General features: G+C 49.4%; 13 protein-coding genes and 1 rRNA gene. 4 read left to right on the top strand and 10 right to left on the bottom strand.

Features of this window, described 5'->3' with window-relative positions; genetic code table 11:
• Positions 1–246 precede the first annotated feature (246 nt).
• From NSQ19_RS00940 to NSQ19_RS00915, 6 genes are all read right to left on the bottom strand, one after another.
• Positions 247–1,800, bottom strand: a 16S ribosomal RNA gene (locus NSQ19_RS00940).
• Positions 1,801–2,349: 549 nt separating this feature from the next.
• A complete protein-coding gene (gene cydC, locus NSQ19_RS00935) occupies positions 2,350–4,074 on the bottom strand; it encodes a thiol reductant ABC exporter subunit CydC (RefSeq protein WP_019722032.1) in 1,725 nt (574 codons plus the stop codon).
• Positions 4,049–5,797 carry a thiol reductant ABC exporter subunit CydD gene (gene cydD / locus NSQ19_RS00930; protein WP_029142970.1) on the bottom strand — a complete coding sequence of 583 codons (1,749 nt, stop codon included), beginning with the start codon at positions 5,795–5,797 and terminating at the stop codon, positions 4,049–4,051. The genes cydC and cydD overlap by 26 nt, the downstream gene beginning before the upstream one ends.
• A 242-nt stretch (positions 5,798–6,039) precedes the next feature.
• The gene (cydB, locus tag NSQ19_RS00925) at positions 6,040–7,050 is read right to left on the bottom strand and encodes a cytochrome d ubiquinol oxidase subunit II (RefSeq protein WP_013858125.1); all 1,011 of its coding nucleotides are present in this window, start codon (positions 7,048–7,050) and stop codon (positions 6,040–6,042) included.
• The gene (locus NSQ19_RS00920; protein WP_029142969.1) at positions 7,050–8,441 is read right to left on the bottom strand and encodes a cytochrome ubiquinol oxidase subunit I; all 1,392 of its coding nucleotides are present in this window, start codon (positions 8,439–8,441) and stop codon (positions 7,050–7,052) included. Before NSQ19_RS00920 ends, cydB begins: the two co-directional genes overlap by 1 nt.
• A gap of 331 nt (positions 8,442–8,772) precedes the next feature.
• A complete protein-coding gene (locus tag NSQ19_RS00915) occupies positions 8,773–9,000 on the bottom strand; it encodes a hypothetical protein (protein ID WP_019722035.1) in 228 nt (75 codons plus the stop codon).
• 138 nt (positions 9,001–9,138) lie between these two features.
• Between NSQ19_RS00915 and NSQ19_RS00910 the strand changes: the two genes are divergently transcribed.
• From NSQ19_RS00910 to NSQ19_RS00900, 3 genes are all read left to right on the top strand, one after another.
• Positions 9,139–9,879 (top strand): polysaccharide deacetylase family protein, encoded by a 741-nt coding sequence (locus tag NSQ19_RS00910; RefSeq protein WP_013858122.1) that lies wholly within the window; start codon positions 9,139–9,141, stop codon positions 9,877–9,879.
• A 571-nt stretch (positions 9,880–10,450) separates the two neighbouring features.
• Positions 10,451–11,365 (top strand): helix-turn-helix domain-containing protein, encoded by a 915-nt coding sequence (locus NSQ19_RS00905; protein WP_019722038.1) that lies wholly within the window; start codon positions 10,451–10,453, stop codon positions 11,363–11,365.
• Between the two features lie 112 nt (positions 11,366–11,477).
• Complete coding sequence (locus NSQ19_RS00900; protein ID WP_327077246.1) at positions 11,478–12,542, top strand: C45 family peptidase; 1,065 nt, start codon at positions 11,478–11,480, stop codon at positions 12,540–12,542.
• A 259-nt stretch (positions 12,543–12,801) separates the two neighbouring features.
• On the opposite strand, the gene NSQ19_RS00895 is transcribed toward NSQ19_RS00900, so the two are convergent.
• A complete protein-coding gene (locus NSQ19_RS00895) occupies positions 12,802–13,440 on the bottom strand; it encodes a KinB-signaling pathway activation protein (RefSeq protein WP_019722040.1) in 639 nt (212 codons plus the stop codon).
• A gap of 247 nt (positions 13,441–13,687) precedes the next feature.
• Between NSQ19_RS00895 and gerD the strand changes: the two genes are divergently transcribed.
• Positions 13,688–14,242, top strand: a complete 555-nt coding sequence (gene gerD, locus NSQ19_RS00890) for a spore germination lipoprotein GerD (RefSeq protein WP_061566922.1) — start codon at positions 13,688–13,690, stop codon at positions 14,240–14,242.
• Between the two features lie 775 nt (positions 14,243–15,017).
• On the opposite strand, the gene NSQ19_RS00885 is transcribed toward gerD, so the two are convergent.
• The 3 genes from NSQ19_RS00885 to NSQ19_RS00875 form a co-directional block, all read right to left on the bottom strand.
• Entirely contained in the window at positions 15,018–16,070 is a 1,053-nt protein-coding gene (locus NSQ19_RS00885; protein ID WP_013858116.1) for an Mrp/NBP35 family ATP-binding protein, read from the bottom strand.
• A gap of 95 nt (positions 16,071–16,165) precedes the next feature.
• Positions 16,166–16,879, bottom strand: coding sequence for an N-acetylmuramoyl-L-alanine amidase CwlD (gene cwlD / locus NSQ19_RS00880; protein ID WP_340702179.1), 714 nt, complete (start codon positions 16,877–16,879; stop codon positions 16,166–16,168).
• A 91-nt stretch (positions 16,880–16,970) separates the two neighbouring features.
• A complete protein-coding gene (locus NSQ19_RS00875; protein WP_340702178.1) occupies positions 16,971–17,414 on the bottom strand; it encodes a YbaK family protein in 444 nt (147 codons plus the stop codon).
• Positions 17,415–17,496: the final 82 nt, after the last annotated feature.

The raw sequence follows: 17,496 nt of genomic DNA, 5'->3' as shown, positions 1-17,496 counted from the left end.
ACACATACTGAAGGATTGGACCTTCAAAACTGAACAAAACGAAAACGCCAAACTTAATTTCGGAAAACCGAAGGTTTTCCTTTTATGTCTAGCTCCGGGCGCTATCGGCTAGCGTATTTCTACGTCTTCTCCCTACGATAAGCGGGCATCGATTCGCCTTTAAGGCTCATCGTGTTTCCTTTATCTCAGTCGAAGACTTCGAAATCCGTACGCCGATGAACGAGCGCCCTACGCTTTTCCCCTTAGAAAGGAGGTGATCCAGCCGCACCTTCCGATACGGCTACCTTGTTACGACTTCACCCCAATCATCTGTCCCACCTTCGGCGGCTGGCTCCGTAAAGGTTACCTCACCGACTTCGGGTGTTACAAACTCTCGTGGTGTGACGGGCGGTGTGTACAAGGCCCGGGAACGTATTCACCGCGGCATGCTGATCCGCGATTACTAGCGATTCCGGCTTCATGCAGGCGGGTTGCAGCCTGCAATCCGAACTGGGAATGGTTTTCTGGGATTGGCTTAACCTCGCGGTCTCGCAGCCCTTTGTACCATCCATTGTAGCACGTGTGTAGCCCAGGTCATAAGGGGCATGATGATTTGACGTCATCCCCACCTTCCTCCGGTTTGTCACCGGCAGTCACCTTAGAGTGCCCAACTCAATGCTGGCAACTAAGGTCAAGGGTTGCGCTCGTTGCGGGACTTAACCCAACATCTCACGACACGAGCTGACGACAACCATGCACCACCTGTCACTCTGTCCCCCGAAGGGGAAGGCCCTGTCTCCAGGGAGGTCAGAGGATGTCAAGACCTGGTAAGGTTCTTCGCGTTGCTTCGAATTAAACCACATGCTCCACCGCTTGTGCGGGCCCCCGTCAATTCCTTTGAGTTTCAGCCTTGCGGCCGTACTCCCCAGGCGGAGTGCTTAATGCGTTAGCTGCAGCACTAAAGGGCGGAAACCCTCTAACACTTAGCACTCATCGTTTACGGCGTGGACTACCAGGGTATCTAATCCTGTTTGCTCCCCACGCTTTCGCGCCTCAGCGTCAGTTACAGACCAGAGAGCCGCCTTCGCCACTGGTGTTCCTCCACATCTCTACGCATTTCACCGCTACACGTGGAATTCCACTCTCCTCTTCTGCACTCAAGCCTCCCAGTTTCCAATGACCGCTTGCGGTTGAGCCGCAAGATTTCACATCAGACTTAAGAAGCCGCCTGCGCGCGCTTTACGCCCAATAATTCCGGACAACGCTTGCCACCTACGTATTACCGCGGCTGCTGGCACGTAGTTAGCCGTGGCTTTCTGGCCGGGTACCGTCAAGGCGCCGCCCTGTTCGAACGGCACTTGTTCTTCCCCGGCAACAGAGTTTTACGACCCGAAGGCCTTCTTCACTCACGCGGCGTTGCTCCGTCAGACTTTCGTCCATTGCGGAAGATTCCCTACTGCTGCCTCCCGTAGGAGTTTGGGCCGTGTCTCAGTCCCAATGTGGCCGATCACCCTCTCAGGTCGGCTACGCATCGTTGCCTTGGTGGGCCGTTACCCCGCCAACTAGCTAATGCGCCGCGGGCCCATCTGTAAGTGGCAGCCGAAGCCGCCTTTCCTTTTTCCTCCATGCGGAGGAAAAAACTATCCGGTATTAGCCCCGGTTTCCCGGCGTTATCCCAGTCTTACAGGCAGGTTGCCCACGTGTTACTCACCCGTCCGCCGCTAACCTTTTAAAAGCAAGCTTTTAAAAGGTCCGCACGACTTGCATGTATTAGGCACGCCGCCAGCGTTCGTCCTGAGCCAGGATCAAACTCTCAGTAAAGATGTTTGATAAAAGCTCAAAAAGAATTTGACGTTTCGTTTTGTCCAGTTTTCAAGGAACAATCTTTGCTGTTTCTTCATAACAGCGACTTTTACATTATATCAAGTATAAAGTGCGTTGTCAACACTTTTTTATCTGCCATGCCTCATGTGAAGCAGCGACATTTACTAATATACCAAGATAGCAAATCCATGTCAACAGTCTTTGTGTATTTTTATTCTATATTTTTTAGCTTATGGAGGGAATCCGGATTTAGCTTGTTACCGTTATGCTTCGTAGCGGATTTCTCCTCCGCCGCTGGTCACGATTGCCAATTTTCCTGTGAAATCAAATGTTTGGACTGGCACCACCCTTTCCAAATTCGGTTCATTTTCAGTGTAATGGTTCGCAAAGAAGAAATCAATGGAAACGTTTTCATAATTTGTGTCTATTTTTTTGCAATCGGCCCTTAGATGCTTCTTTCCCGGCACGGGCAATAATGAAAATCATCGGCAAATTCACTGCAGGCGCCCATGATGCAACAGCGGCACTGGAAAAAGCGGGGGCTGGTCAAGCGCCCCCGCGGTCCATTTGATAAAGTTTGCGGTAACGCGCATGGTTTTCCATTAATGCCACGTGTGTGCCCTGCATGGCGATTTTTCCTTCATCCAAAAAGACGATCTGATCCATTTTTTCCATACCGGCCAGATGGTGGGTAATGAAAATCACCGTTTTATCCTTTAAAACTTCAAACATCGTATCGAGCAGGTCTTTTTCTATCAGGGGGTCAAGCCCGACAGTCGGTTCATCCAAAATGACCACAGGCGTATTTTGCAGCAGGATCCGCGCGAGGGCGATTCTTTGCCGCTCGCCTCCCGAAAAACGCTGGCCGGTTTCCTCCATTTGGGTATGGATCCCATTTGGAAGGGAGTGGAGGTACCGGTCAAGTTTGACTTGCCGGATGGCCTCCTCGATTTCTACGGGTGTGGCGCCGGGGCGTCCGAGGGCAACGTTATTTTCGACTGTTGTCGCGAACAAATAAGGTTTCTGGTTCAAAACGCTGACCAGCTGGTGAATCCCTTCGCCGTATGCTGCCGGGGCATGCCCGCCGATGGAAACGGTCCCTGAAGCAGGCTGCAGCGCCCCGATCAGCAGATGGAGAAGCGTCGATTTGCCTGCCCCGCTTTTGCCAAGCACGGCAATCTTCTGCCCGTGGGGAATGGTGAGTGACACATCGTTCAAAGCTGCGGCCGGTTCGTTTTCATAATAGTAAAAGACGTGTTCCAAACGGATCTCCGCTTTCTCTCCCGGAACTGCACTGGGACTGCTTTTATCCGGGACATGTTGCCGGATCGTGTCAATCCGTTGCAGGGATTCTTTGTATGCCGGAATCTTTTCCACCGCCGCGGATGCCGGGATAATGCCTTCCAGAATCGGAAGGGTTACAAGCGTAAAAGACGCAATATAGGTCGGGGCGATATCGCCGTGCATTGCGGCATGCCCTGCCCAGATGCCGGCAAATATTAAAATGATGCCCGAGATGACCTGCAGCTGAAAGTTCCGGTTATGGTTCCAAAAAGACATCTTTCTTTCTATTTCATGACTCTTCCGGCTGTCTTCATAAAACTGCCGGAAGAACCGTTCTTTCTTTCCGCTGATGATCCAGTCGCGGATGCCGAATAAAGTATCCGTGACGCTCCGGTACAGCCGGCTCTGTGTTTCTTTCAGCGCGATTTGCCGTTTTTTCATGAAATATAAGGATAAAAGCGGGTAAACAAACAGGATGATCCCCATTAATATGGCAATCCACAACGCAAACAGAAAGTCAAATGCAGCCAGCGTGCAAACGGAATATAAAAACAAAAACAGCGCCGTTACAACAGGAAAAATGGTGCGGATATAAGCGTCCTGCAAGTGCTCGATGTCATCGGCAAGCGTGCCGAGCAGATCCCCCGCCTGAAAACGGGAGCGGATAAACAGCGCCTGCGGTTCGAGCATTTCATACAGTTTGACGCGCATATCAGCAAGAATCTTCAACACCGTATTATGCCCGCTAAGCCGCTCAAAATAACGGGCGACCGGCCGCGCGATCCCGAAAGCGCGGACGCCGACGATCGGCACATAAATCAAAAGAATTGTCGCCGGCATTTCCGACGCCCTTGTGATCAAATAGCCGGACGTAAAGGTGAGCATCGATGAAGCAAGAAAAGCAACAATGCCAAGCAGGACAGTAGCTGCCATCAGCCACCGGTACTGGCGGATATACGGTTTAATATACCGCTTGAAGTATGCCATGTTCTGCCCCTCCCCGCTGCGCCTCGACAAGTTCGTAAAAGGCGCCTTTTTTCCGGTACAGTTCTTCATATGTGCCCGCTTCTCTAAGCCTGCCGCCATCCATCACCAAAATCAAGTCCATTTCTTTTACCCAGTGCAGGCGGTGGGTGGCAAAAAAGACAAGTTTCTGTTCAAAAAGCGGGAGCATCAGCTGTTTAATTTCTTGTTCCGTTTCGATATCGAGATGCGCAGTCGGCTCATCCAAAAGCATAACCGGCCGCGTATCCAGCAATGCCCGCGCGAGCGCAATCCGCTGTTCCTCACCGCCGCTTAGCGCCCGTCCGCCCTGGCCAATTTTTTCATCGAGCCCTCCCGGAAAGCCGGCGATGAGGCCGGAAAGCCCCGCCGTCCGGACCGCTTCCTCGATTTTTTCAAGCGGCGCATCCGGCGCATACCAGGCAATATTTTCCCGTACGGTCCCCGAAAAAATATACGGATGCTGCGGAATGTAGTTCACCTGCTTTTGCCATTCGGAAAAGGACAAATGCGGAACTTCCAGGCCGTCAATCCTGATCCGCCCGCCATCCGGCATGGAGAACCCGGATAACAGGTCAATAAGCGTCGATTTGCCCGAACCGGAGATTCCGATCACGCCAATTTTTTGAAACCCGCGGGCGGTAAATGTGACATCCTGCAAAATCGCCCGGTTTTCTTCCGGCGACTGTTTTTCAAGCCCTTCCACTGTTAATGTGCTGTGTTCGTTCCAAACCGGGACGGGAAAAGAAAGCCCGGTTCCAAAGTCTTCTTTTTCGGCAAGCAGGCGGTGGATCTTCTCGCCCGCTTCTTTCCCGTCCATCGTGGCATGGTAATCGCTGCCGAGATCGCGGACGGGCATAAAGTACTCCGGTGCAAGAATTAAAAGCGCAAGGGCCGGTTCAAATCCGATTTGCCCGTTAATCAGCCGGAGCCCAAGTTCCACGGCCACGACCGCCACGGACAAAGTCGCGAAAAAATCCAGGGAGAACGACGATAAAAAAGCAATCCTGAGCGTCCGGTTTGTGGCAATCCGGTACTTGTTGCTGACTTCCCAAATGGCTTCTTTATGGCTTTTGCTCCGCCCCAAAAACTTTAGCGTCACAAGCCCCCTTAACGAGTCCACGAAATGGCGGGAAAGCAGCTGGTACGTTTCCCACCTTGCTTCTTTCTGCTTTTGCGCGGCAAGCCCGAGCAGAATCAAAAACCCGATTAAAATCGGCATGACAACGAGCAGCGTAATCCCAGTTTCAACGTCCTGTGAAAAAACATACACAAGGAGAACAGCCGGGATCGTCAGGCACGCGATAAAGCGCGGAATAAAAAGTTCCAAATAAGTACGGAACTCTGGAATGCCCTCAAGGCAAAGCGTCACCAGATTGCCTGTGCCATGCCTGCTGATGGCGCGCGGCCCGATGCGGAACAGCTTTTCAACGAGCAGGTTTTGGTAATGGAGGGACGTGCGGCTGGCAAACCGGAACGCAACCCGCGACTTTGCCCACTGCAAAAAGTGGCGGATGAGATGGGCGGCGAAAAAGATGCCAAATTCGGCCGCTGTTTCCTGCCACGGCACCCCTTTATATAAATGGACAATCGCTTTTGCCAGGTATGCCGCCTGCACGATAATGGCAACCGATTGGACCATCGTCAGGCATCCGGCAATGATAAAAGTTTTCAAGCTGCCTTTATACTGCATCAGATGTTTATCCATCCGCACCAGCTCCTCTCCGGTATGGCCGGCCGTTCCGCCATACGCAGGGCTTTTTTGATTCGTTCACCGGCATCTTTTTCCACCTGCACGGGGCGATTGTGCCGGATTCATACTACAATCTGCGTTTTCTCCGCACCCATTCAAACGGTGCCGGATGAAAAAGAAAACACCCGGTTTGCCCGAAATCCGCTCCCCGGGTGGGCAGCGGGCGGCAATCTTTAACCCCCGCCCCCTGAACTTTTTTAATAATGCAATTCATGCGGTGTAACCCGTTTCCGGAAGACATAGTAACTCCAAATTGTGTAAGCGAGCACGACCGGCACCATCGTGCATGCGACAATCGTCATGACTTTTAACGAATACGGGCTTGACGATGCTTTATAGAGCGTCAGGTTGTTCGCCGCCCCCATGGAACTGATCAGCACGTTCGGGAAAAGCGCAACGAAAAACGAGACGGTTACAAGAATTAAAATCAACCCGGTTACGGCAAAACTCAATCCTTCTTTTTTATTCCGCAAGAGCGGATACAGTCCCAGATAAAGCACAATGGCAACGGCATAGACTGGAATTAAAATGGCGCCCCGTTTCACAAACGCATCTGTAAAAACAGCAGTTAATATGGCAAACAGGACAACGACGGCGCCAGCAGCCATATACATTTTCATCGCTGCTTTTCCGGCACGTTCACGGATTTCGCCGTCCGTTTTTAAACGGATAAACATCAGGCCATGCAGATAGACAAGGGCGACAAAGGCCAGCCCGCCGACGATCGTGTAAAGGTTGACGATGTCGAAAAATCCGGCATGCATCGTCATCGAGCGGTCAATCGGAAGCCCCTTGATCATCCCGGAAAACAGGGCGCCGAGCAAAAACGGCGGCAGGAGGCTTCCAAGCAAAATGGCCCAGTCCCAAATGCCTTTCCATTTGCTTGCCTGGAGCTTGCCGCGGAATTCAAAGGCAACCCCTCTGGCAATGAGCGCAAGCAGCAGGACGACAAAGGCAAGGTAATAGCCGCTAAAAAGCGTGGCATACCAGTTCGGGAAAGCGGCAAACATGGCGCCGCCCGCTGTCAGGAGCCATACTTCATTGGCATCCCAGAACGGCCCGATCGTGTTAATGAGCACCCGTTTTTCCGTCTCATTTTTGGCAAGGAATTTTGTGCTCATCCCGACCCCGAAATCAAAACCTTCCAGAAATACAAATCCGACAAATAACACACAAACAAGCACAAACCATAATTCATTTAACTGCATTATACAAACCTCCTTGTATTGAAAGGATCCGATGCAGTAATGTCTTCTATCGGTTTTGCCTGCGGGCCCTGTTTAATGACGCGGATAAACAGGTAAGCCATCGCCACGGCAAGCAGCGTATACACAATCGAGAAAGCAATCAGTGAAAACAGCAGCTCGCCGGCCGAAACATTCGGCGAAACGCCCGCACTCGTTTTCATCAGGCCGTTTACCACCCATGGCTGCCGGCCCATTTCAGACATAACCCAGCCGAACGAGTTGCCGATCGTCGGGATAAACATGCAAGGGAACAGCCATTTCAAGTAACGCATGCTGTTTTCGATTTTTTTCTTCCAGACAAGGTACAGGCCGATCAAACTCATCAGGATCATAATGCCGCCAGTGGCAACCATGATCCGGAAGCTCCAGAACGTTGTTTTTACAGGCGGAATATAATTGCCTTCCCCGTATTTTTGCGCGTATTCTTTTTGCAGCTCGTTCATCCCTTTGACGGATCCGGAAAACTTGCCATAGGATAAGTAGCTCAGCAAGTACGGAATTTGCACCTTGTATTCCGACTTTTTATTTTTCGTATCAATGATGCTAAACAGTGTCCATGGCGCAGGGTCCCCGGTGTTTTTCCAGATTCCTTCCGCAGCAGCCATTTTCATCGGCTGGACATTAATAAGATAACGTGCCTGGCTGTGCCCGGAAAAGGCAAGGCCGAGCCCGCTGAGAAGACCGACGATAAGTGCGATGGCAACAGACCGTTTGAAAAAGGCCACATCTTTTTTCCTGATCAAATTCCAGGCCGAAACACCGGCGATGAAAAACGCACCGGTGGCAAGGCTGCCGAAAATAATGTGCGGGTAAGCCACCTGCAATTTTTGGTTCAACAGCACGGCGGCAAAATTGTTCATTTCGGCGCGGCCATTGTGAATTGTATAGCCGACCGGGTTTTGCATAAATGAGTTTGCGGCCATAATCCAGAGCGCCGACAGCATGGTTCCGATCGAGACGAGCCAGATGCAGGCCAGATGCAGTTTTTTCGGGAGTCTGTCCCAACCGAAAATCCACAGGCCGATGAAAGTCGACTCCATAAAGAACGCAAGCAGCGCTTCAATCGCAAGCGGTGCGCCGAATACGTCCCCGACGAACCTCGAGTAGGCCGACCAGTTCATCCCGAATTGGAATTCCTGGATAATCCCGGTCACCACCCCGACTGCGAAGTTGATGAGGAAAAAGGTTCCCCAAAACTTCGTCATTTTCTTGTAAATTTCTTTCTTTTTCACCAGGTAAAGCGTTTGCATGACAGCGACAATAAATGCCAATCCGATTGAAAGCGGCACGAAAATGAAGTGGAACAAGGTTGTAGTTGCAAACTGGGTCCGTGCCAATATGACTTCACTCATTTCCCAAAATCCCCTCCTCTTCCATATTTCCGTTACTTTTTCATTACACTTATATTATATTTAATCTTTTTATGGTACAGATAGGAGCTGTGTGACAATTCGGTTAAAAACTGTCGAATATTATTTGACAAATCATTTTTCTGGAAAAATATTCTTCCCGGCCTATTGACTTTTTGTGAAAGCGTGATCAAAAGAGGAGCGGCTCATTCGGGCGGCTGGGATAATCGCGTCCATTTTTTCCGGTCCAGGTCCGTAATTTCCTTTTTTCCTAAACGCTCTCCGCTTCTTCTTTTCCAAAAAGCCGTAAAAAAAGAGCGGCTGCCTCCGCTCTTTACTGTTTCATTTCCCGCCTATAGGACACGGCGAACTGGGCATATTCGCTTTGGGGCGCGACTTTTGTCAGGAGCTTAAAAAGAATTCGGTACCGTTCTTTCATGGCCCTTTTGATGACCCGCTCAATCCGCTCATCATTCAGGTCAAGTAAAATTTCTTCCATTTCTCTTTTCAACAAATACTGCATTTCCAGCAGCTCTTTTTCATGGACGACAAGACCTAACACCCGCATGCACCCTTTCTGTTCATGGTGCGTCTATTTTTACCAAATTTAAGGGAAATATCACAGCACTTTTCCTTGCATAATCCTGAAAAAATGGCGCATACAATAAGACAAGTGCAGTTTTTAACGGGAGGTTGAATCATGCACCATACGAAATCGCGAAACTGGAAACCGTATCTTTTCATTGTCATTGTCTCGTTTTTTACTGCCTTATTGATCTATACCCAAACGCTGGCGCAGACGGCAACTTTTTCAGCAAAAGGCACCCCGAAAGCCGTTTTTAAAGGAGAAAACGGCATTGCGTTAACTTTTAATATTGGCTGGGGCGATGAAAAAGCCGTCCCTATCTTGAAAACGTTGCAGAAAAACGGCGTAAAGTCCGCAACCTTTTTCCTGTCAGGCGCGTGGGCGGAACAGCACCCGGATATTGTGAATAGGATTGAAAAAGCCGGATATGAGATCGGAAGCCTCGGTTATGCCTATGTGGATTACACGGATGAAGAACCGGCTAAAGTGCGGCATGATATGCAGAAGGCACAAGAAGTGTTTAAAAAACTTGAAATAAAGGATGTAAAACTTTTGCGTTCCCCGACCGGCCATTTTGACAAAACGTCACTAAAAATCGCTGACCAACAGGGGCTTACAATGGTTCACTGGAGCGTCAACACCGATGACTGGAAAAACCCGGGCACCGCAAAAATTATTGAAAAAGCAAGCACAGCCGAAAACGGGGATATTGTCCTGCTGCACGCTTCTGATGCCGCAAAGCAGACGAACAAAGCCCTGCCGCAAATCATCCGTCACTTGTCGGATAAAGGAAAATTTGTGACCGTTTCCGAAATGATTGCAAACGGAAAAGCAGAAACGAAAGTGATTCCTTAAAGGCCAGGGCTCCCGGACAGGTTGGATGGCAACGCTGAATCGGGAGCCTTTGTTTCTGCCCACCGTACCATGGCTGATAATGCTTTCTGCTGCGGATTGCTGGGATATGGCGATGGAGGGAAAGATTTCTTTCCTTCTCCACCGCGTATACAGCCAGCTTCATTGCTGTATACATTTCTGACTATCCATATTATAATAAAGGAAGAGATTATTTAAAAATCATTCAACAATTTGTCAAGCATAGTAAAAAAGTTGGGTTCTAAAAATTTATATAGACATCGATTAATAGAATACAAGTAAAATATCCACCATGTACAGATTTCCAGTGAAATTGGGAATATTAGAAAGCCCGCTTTTCACTTCAACCTTTATCATTACTGATGCGCCGTTCTCTCCTTAAATCACAGAATCATTTAAATATATAGTAATTTCCTGGAATTCCTTTGAAGATGATATGTTAGAAGCAATTGTAGCCAATCTGGTTCCATACGGGCCAACAAAAGTTGTACAAAAAATGTAAAGCGGGTTTGCGCGATTGTATTGCATAATGAAAGGGGAAGGGGGCGTTACAATGGAAATTCTGGATAAAACACAGCAGGTCATTGATATGCTTGAAGCAGATATCATGCATCCAGATTATGAAAAAATCGCAAAAATTACGGGGATTCCTTTGGGGCTTTACCAACGCATTTTTACGTATATCTGCAATATTTCATTGGCTGGATATGTACGCAAACGAAAACTCACGCTGGCGGCTGAGATGCTGCTTTCTAAAAGGAAAAATGTAACAGAAACAGCAATGGAGTGCGGCTATGAGAGCAGTTCCGCCTTTTCAAGGGCGTTCAAGGAACAATTTTCAGTGCCGCCTGCCATGATTACCGGTGACATTTATCAAGAAAAAGCTTTTCCGCCGCTTTCCTTTAAAGACAATGACACCTATTACGTGATGAAAGGAAGAAGAATGATGGCAGAACTGGTAAAAATCGAATACATGACGGCAGAAGACGTGCTCCTGATCGGCATCAGCAATCAAGATTTTGGCGTCACCACCAGCGACCTGTGGGAAGTTTTTTGGGAACGGGGATTTGACAAAAAGCTTCATGAACTTCATGAATACAGCGTAGGCATGGAAGACTGCATCGGCCTCGGTTATATGACCGATTTTGCAAACGACTCCGGGCTTGGCGAAACGTATATCATCGGCAAGTATTTTAAAACAGGAACCCCGGTCCCTGAAGGCATGACGGGGAAAATCATCAAAGGCGGAACCATTGCAAAAGCACAGATTGGCGCAAAGAACCTTGACGATATCATCAGCAACGCATTTATCCTCATTTCCGACATGGTACAAAAAAACGGCTATACACTTGACTATGAACATTTCTACTGGGTGGAATTTTACACGGTCAGCCGTTTCTGCAACCCGCTTGAAAACGGCGCCAAACAGGTCATTCTTGATTTTCAAATGCCATGCAGGAAAATATGATAATGGAACTGAAAATCGTTGCGGCTGACCCGCTTGGGGAAGGAAAGAAACAGAATGTGTTAAAATGAATGGTGTGAATATGATCCCAATGGGTTTGCAGGTGAATTGAAAGATGAAGCAAATTTTCAGCACGGTGGTCCAATTTCGTGGATCACATGAAAAATTCGGTTATATGCAGGGGCTTGCATTAAAAGAATCACTTTCTGTCCAAAACCGCGACAATCAATGGAAAGTCAGAAAACCGCGGTTTGTCATCGACCTGAACGAAACGAAAGACGCCATCACCCGCTTTGCACCCGGAATCTGGGAAGAGTTGCGCGGATTGCAAGAAGCGCTGGAATGGCCGATGGAAAGAGTTTTGCAGGAATTTGGCGGCTACCGGGTGGACTGTGCAAAATCAGGCTGCTCGATTTTAACAGGCGATGGCTATCTTATCCGCAACTATGATTACCATCCAAAAACCTATGAAGGCCGCTATGTCCTGTACCAGCCAAGCGATCAGGGATACGCGATTGCCGGGCCGAGCCAGCGCGTCACCGGACGGATGGACGGCATGAATGAAAAAGGGCTCGCCATCGGCTATACGTTTATCCATCGAAAAAGTCCCGGCGACGGGTTTATTTGCTGCATGATTGGCAGGCTGCTATTGGAATCATGCGCAAATATTGACGAAGCCGTTGCCCTATTAAAAGAAATTCCGCACCGCCATTCATTCAGCTATGTAGTTTACGATAAAAGCGGGGAAAACCGGATTGTCGAAGCATCTCCGCGCGCGGTCGCCGTGCGGAACGGAAACACTTGCACCAATCATTTTGAAACCCTCGGCAAAGAAAACCGGCATCATCTCAACGATTCGATGCGCAGAACCGCCATTTTGGAACAGGAAAAAGGGCATCTGTCCAGCGCCCGGGATGCGTTTCAATTATTAAACAGCCGGGAAAAAGGCGTTTTTTCAGAATTATACAGCAGCTGGGCAGGCACGATTCATACTTCCGCTTACCTGCCGAAGCAAATGGAAGCCTGGTTCGCTTTAGGCGGGGACTGCGAACCGGTGAAAATCGACTTTGATAAATGGCTGTCAGGAGAAGACTTGCCCATTGAAAAGATCACCGGCGAAGTGGATACGGATATTCCCTTCCTCCATATGGACAAAGGGGCCGACTGGTTTCGAAAATAATCAAAATAGCGGCCATGGCAGCAGGAATCCTTGCCGGAAAAATCGCTCCGGCTGCGAAAATGGAATCATCAGGCGCCCTGGGTCGTATGGAGCAAAAACCATGGACTCTTTTTTCATGGGCCGCCAGCATTGGAAGCGTTCCCACTGTATCGTGTATATTGTACTCCAGCTGGGAAAATTTTATTTATGCGTTTACTGTCCAATTGGCAGAGGAACGAGAAAGCACGGCAAAAACCGGATACCCAATCAGGTTCCGGTTTTAATTTGCCGTCTTTTCTTCTGAGATCTTGCGCAATGCTACCTTTTCCTCCTTTTCCCTTTGGGAGCGCTTTAAAAAATACGGAAGCGCAAGCAGCTGATAAGCATTGCAGATGAGAAGCGGGAAAAGCATAAGATAAAGCGAGGTTATGCTATTGGCACGCAAAGACGGCACCCATTCGAGAATGGTCACTGCCACCATGAAAAAGAAGGCAGGAATAAAAGTCCTTGCACTTTTCGCCTGCTTTGTCTTAGCAGCTGCCGCCGCGAGCGCGGACACAAGGATCAGTGCCGCAAACAGCAAGGACTGGCGGGTATCCGCGCGGAAGTACACAAAATCGAACAGTACATAACAGGCTGCTACGAGCTGAACGGCCTGCCAAACAAGCCGCGAACGGAAAATATCAAGCCCGAGCTGGTGCACGGTTAACCAGGCGAAGAAACCGACCTGGCTGACAAGACTGAAAATCAAGCCCAACCCCGCAAACCAGAAAAACGCGCCGGCGATGGATAAAAGATCCGCCCGCGCAAAATAAGGTGCCATTTCCGGCCAGCGTACGAAAAACCCGAGAATCCCGGCTGACACCCCTCCGATTGCAAGAGCGGCAAAAAAGAAACGAACCCAGTTCCGGCTTGTCAATCCCCATCCCCCTTTGCCATTAAAGTACCTCTATTGTAACAGAGAATAATTAGAAAAATCCAGCACATCACGCCGGCTTTTCCCAAATGTACCGTTTTACCAATACGCACGATGAAGCCGGTTTTTGCAGACCTGCACGCCGGCCTTAGCGGGAAAAACTTCCACTGCTTTTAAGCCTCCCCGCCGGGCGCATAATCCGAAAAGAACTTCACATATTAAAGATAGAATGAAGAAGGGAGCCAAAAGCATGAAACCAAGAACCGTTTTGCTCCTGATCAGCCTTTGCGCTGCCCTTACAGCCTGCTCGGGCGAGGCTTCAACAGGCGGGCAAGCGGATTATAACCAGACGAAAAAAATGGTCATTGACATATTGAAAACCGATGAAGGAAAAAAAGCGCTGCAGGACGTGATCACAAGCGATGGAATGAAAAAGAATTTGGTCATTGACAAGGCGTACATGAAAGAAGCGATCGAACAAACATTAACTTCCGATAAAGGCAAGACTTTTTGGAGAGAGGCCATGCAGGATCCGAAATTTGCCGCCGCGGTTGCAGACAGCATGAAAACCGAAAACAAAGCGCTGTTGAAAAGTTTGATGAAGGATCCGGATTACCAGGCGATGATGATCGATATTTTAAAAGACCCGGCTTACGAAAAAGAAGTACAAACGATGCTAAAAAGCAAAGAAATGCGGAAAACCATGCAGGGTGTTGTCATTGATACGTTTAATGACCCGGCTTTTAAAGCGAAAATGGAAGACAGTTTACTGAAGGCAGCCAAAGCAATGAATGAGAAAAAGTAGCGGCGGGGCGGGTTCCGCCGCATTTTCTTATCATGGAAAAAATAAAGTTGGAACCAGTGGCGGCCGTTTGTCCATTTAGCAGGGCCTAATTGGACATCTCAACCCGCCCTGCCTGCTCTTTTGTCCTTCATCCCGCTTATGAAGGACATTTCAACCTGCGGCTCGCTGCCTTTTGTCCTTCATCCCGCTTATGAAGGACATTTCAACCTGCAACTCGCAACCTTTTGTCCTTCATCCCGCTTATGAAGGACATTTCAACCTGCAACTCGCAACCTTTTGTCCTTCATCCCGCTTATGAAGGACATTTCAACCTGCAGCTCGCTGCCTTTTGTCCTTCATCCCGGTTATGACGGACATCTCAACCTGCCCCGCTTGCTCTTTTGTCCAATTAGCCATCCTATCGGGACAAAACACACCGCCGACACCGATCTTTTGTCTATCCTGAAAATATACGCCGGCTGGTTTTCATTCTTCTGCTGGTGCCGCTGTTCTGCGGCATGGGCGTTCATTGGATCCCCTATTGAGACAAAACACACGGCCAGCCCAATTGGACACACCTTTCCAAATGCCGCTTCCATTCCTATGGGGACAGAGGCCGCCTGTTTTCCTTTCATTATGAAAAAGACGGCAAGGCACTCACAAGAGAAGTGTCTTGCCGTCTTTTTTCGGCAGCCTTGCGGAGGGGCGGGCTTTTCACGAAGTGGATGCTCCGCCGAAAATTCCTCCTCTGTTTCCGGCTGCTTCAAAACTGCGGGTTTTTCGCGAAAGGAAAGCTTCACTTTTTCAATTTGTCCACAATCTTTTGGGCAATCTCCCTGTAAATCTGCCCGAGCCGGTGGTCTTCAGCATAAATGGACGGCGCGAAATCATGTTCATTCCAGTCCGGCTGCTGGAGCGGGAGCTGGCCGAGCACTTCGGTCCGCAATTCTTCGGCAAGTTTTTCCCCGCCGCCGCGGCCAAATACATACTCGCGTTCGCCGGTCACCTTGCTTTCAAAATAAGCCATATTTTCAATGACACCGAGCAAATTGTGTTCCGTCCGGAGTGCCATCGCGCCGGCCCTTGCCGCAACAAAAGCCGCAGTCGGATGCGGGGTCGTCACGATAATCTCATTGCAGCGCGGCAGCATCGAATGGATATCGAGCGCCACATCCCCGGTGCCCGGCGGCAAGTCCAGCAGCAAATAATCGAGGTCGCCCCATTCCACTTCATGGAAGAAATTGTTCAGCATTTTGCCAAGCATCGGCCCGCGCCAGATAACCGGCGCATTGTCTTCTACAAAAAAGCCCATCGAAATGACCTTGACCCCGAACCGTTCCACCGGGATAATTCTTTCGCCGCGGACAACTGGACGCTGCATAATGCCCATCATGTCCGGCACGCTGAACCCGTAAATATCGGCATCAATCAGGCCGACCTTTTTCCCGAGGCGGGCGAGTGCAACCGCCAAATTGACGGAAACGGTCGATTTCCCAACGCCGCCCTTGCCGCTTGCAATGGCGATGAATTCCGTTTTGGCGGAGCCGAGCGGATTTTTGTTGTCTTCCTGCAACAAATCGCGGAACCGGCCGAGCGTCTCTTTCGGCAGTTCGCCGAAGCGGATGCCGACTGTGTTCGCGCCGATCCCCTTCAATGCTTTCACAATGGCCATCTGCAGCTGCAGCTGTTCGCTTGTGCCGGTTTTGGCAATCGCCACTTTGACACTGACATGCTGGATCTCTTCTTTGATTTTGATTTCGAGGATCCCTTTTGTTTCTTCCAGCGTTTTATGTAAAAAAGGATCTTCAAACCCTTTTAACACGTCGTAAACCTGTTGTTCCGTCAACATTTTCTACACCATCCTTAAAATGAAGTCGTTTCCAGCTTGATTCCAGTATACCATACAATGGCAGTGTTTTGCGCTGGAACGGCTCCGGATGCTTGTCATTTCTTTAAGTCCTTTTCTTTTGTAAAGTAGCGCATAATCCCTTCATAAATAGAAGCCGCCACCTTTGTCTGGTACGCATCGGATTTTAATTGCTCCCGCTCCCCGGGATTGGACAAAAACCCGATTTCCACAAGGCAGCCCGGTTTTTTCGCATGCTTCAGCAAATACACATTGGATAATGTTTTGGAAGCCCGGTTTGTATTTTCGAGATTCCGGACCAGCTCCGCCTGGATAAACGTGGCGATCCTTTTATTTTCAATCATGGTCGGGGCGTAAAAAGTCTGGGCGCCGTGCCACTGCGATTGCGGAATAGCGTTCAGATGGATGCTGATAAAAAGGTCCGCTTCCGACGCGTTAATCAGGGAAAGCCTTTTTCTTAAATCCTCCACTTTGCGGCGGCTGTAGCCCTTTGTCTCGTTATCAGCAAGGTCTGTGTCCGTTTCGCGCGTCATAATAACAAGCGCCCCCTGCTGCTGAAGATAGTCTTTGATTTTGCTCGCCACACTCAAGGCAACATCTTTTTCCAGCACTTCATCTCCCGTTGCCCCGCCATCCGGCCCCCCGTGCCCCGGATCCAAATAGATGATTTTCCCGGAAAGCGGCAGATTCCACGGGCGCCACGTATCTTTTTGGAAAAACTCAAACTGCACAAGTAAAAATAAAAGGGTGACACCAAGCAGAAACCCCGCAATTTTGATTTTCCGTTTCATCACAATCTCCCTCTCCCTGTCCTTACTGAAAAGTTATGGGACAAGGGAGGAAAATAGAACTGGAAAAAAGAGAGCCGCAAACGGGCATCCCCTAATGAAGCCGCAGTTTCCGCCTTTGTTCGCCTTTTTTAAAGCCGTAAGACCAAAAGTAGTCGGCAAACTGCTCGCATGTATAGGAAATGGACTCCTGCATCGTATCATTGCCGAATGTCCAATAAAGCCAAAAATTGTACAGCGTATCTGTAATATGCTTTAATTCGGTTTCGCACCGTTTCTTTGCCTGCTCGGCTGGCTCTCCGTAATACCCGAACCGGCTATAATGGCCGCCCAATAAATAGGCTTCAATGGCGACATCGTAACACCCTTCTTCGATCCCCTGCTCCATCCACGCTCCCCCGTTGATCCGGAACGAACCGAAATGGGACTGGAAGCTTTTCTTCAGCACTTCAACCGGCAGTTCGCGGAGCAAATTGCGTTCCGCTTTCATTTGCCTCTCCCGTCTTTTCGCAGACAGGGTGGTAATGACTTCATTCATCTCTACCCACTCCTTACCGGTATTGTACGCGGGTGTAGAGGCGTCGATACTTTATAATGATTTCCAAACAAGGAACCGATAT

The sequence above is a fragment of the Weizmannia sp. FSL W8-1119 genome, from assembly GCF_038008605.1.
Lineage (GTDB): Bacteria > Bacillota > Bacilli > Bacillales > Bacillaceae_C > Weizmannia > Weizmannia coagulans.
Note: the sequence above shows the minus strand (reverse complement) of the source record. Positions and strands in the feature narration are given on the sequence as shown.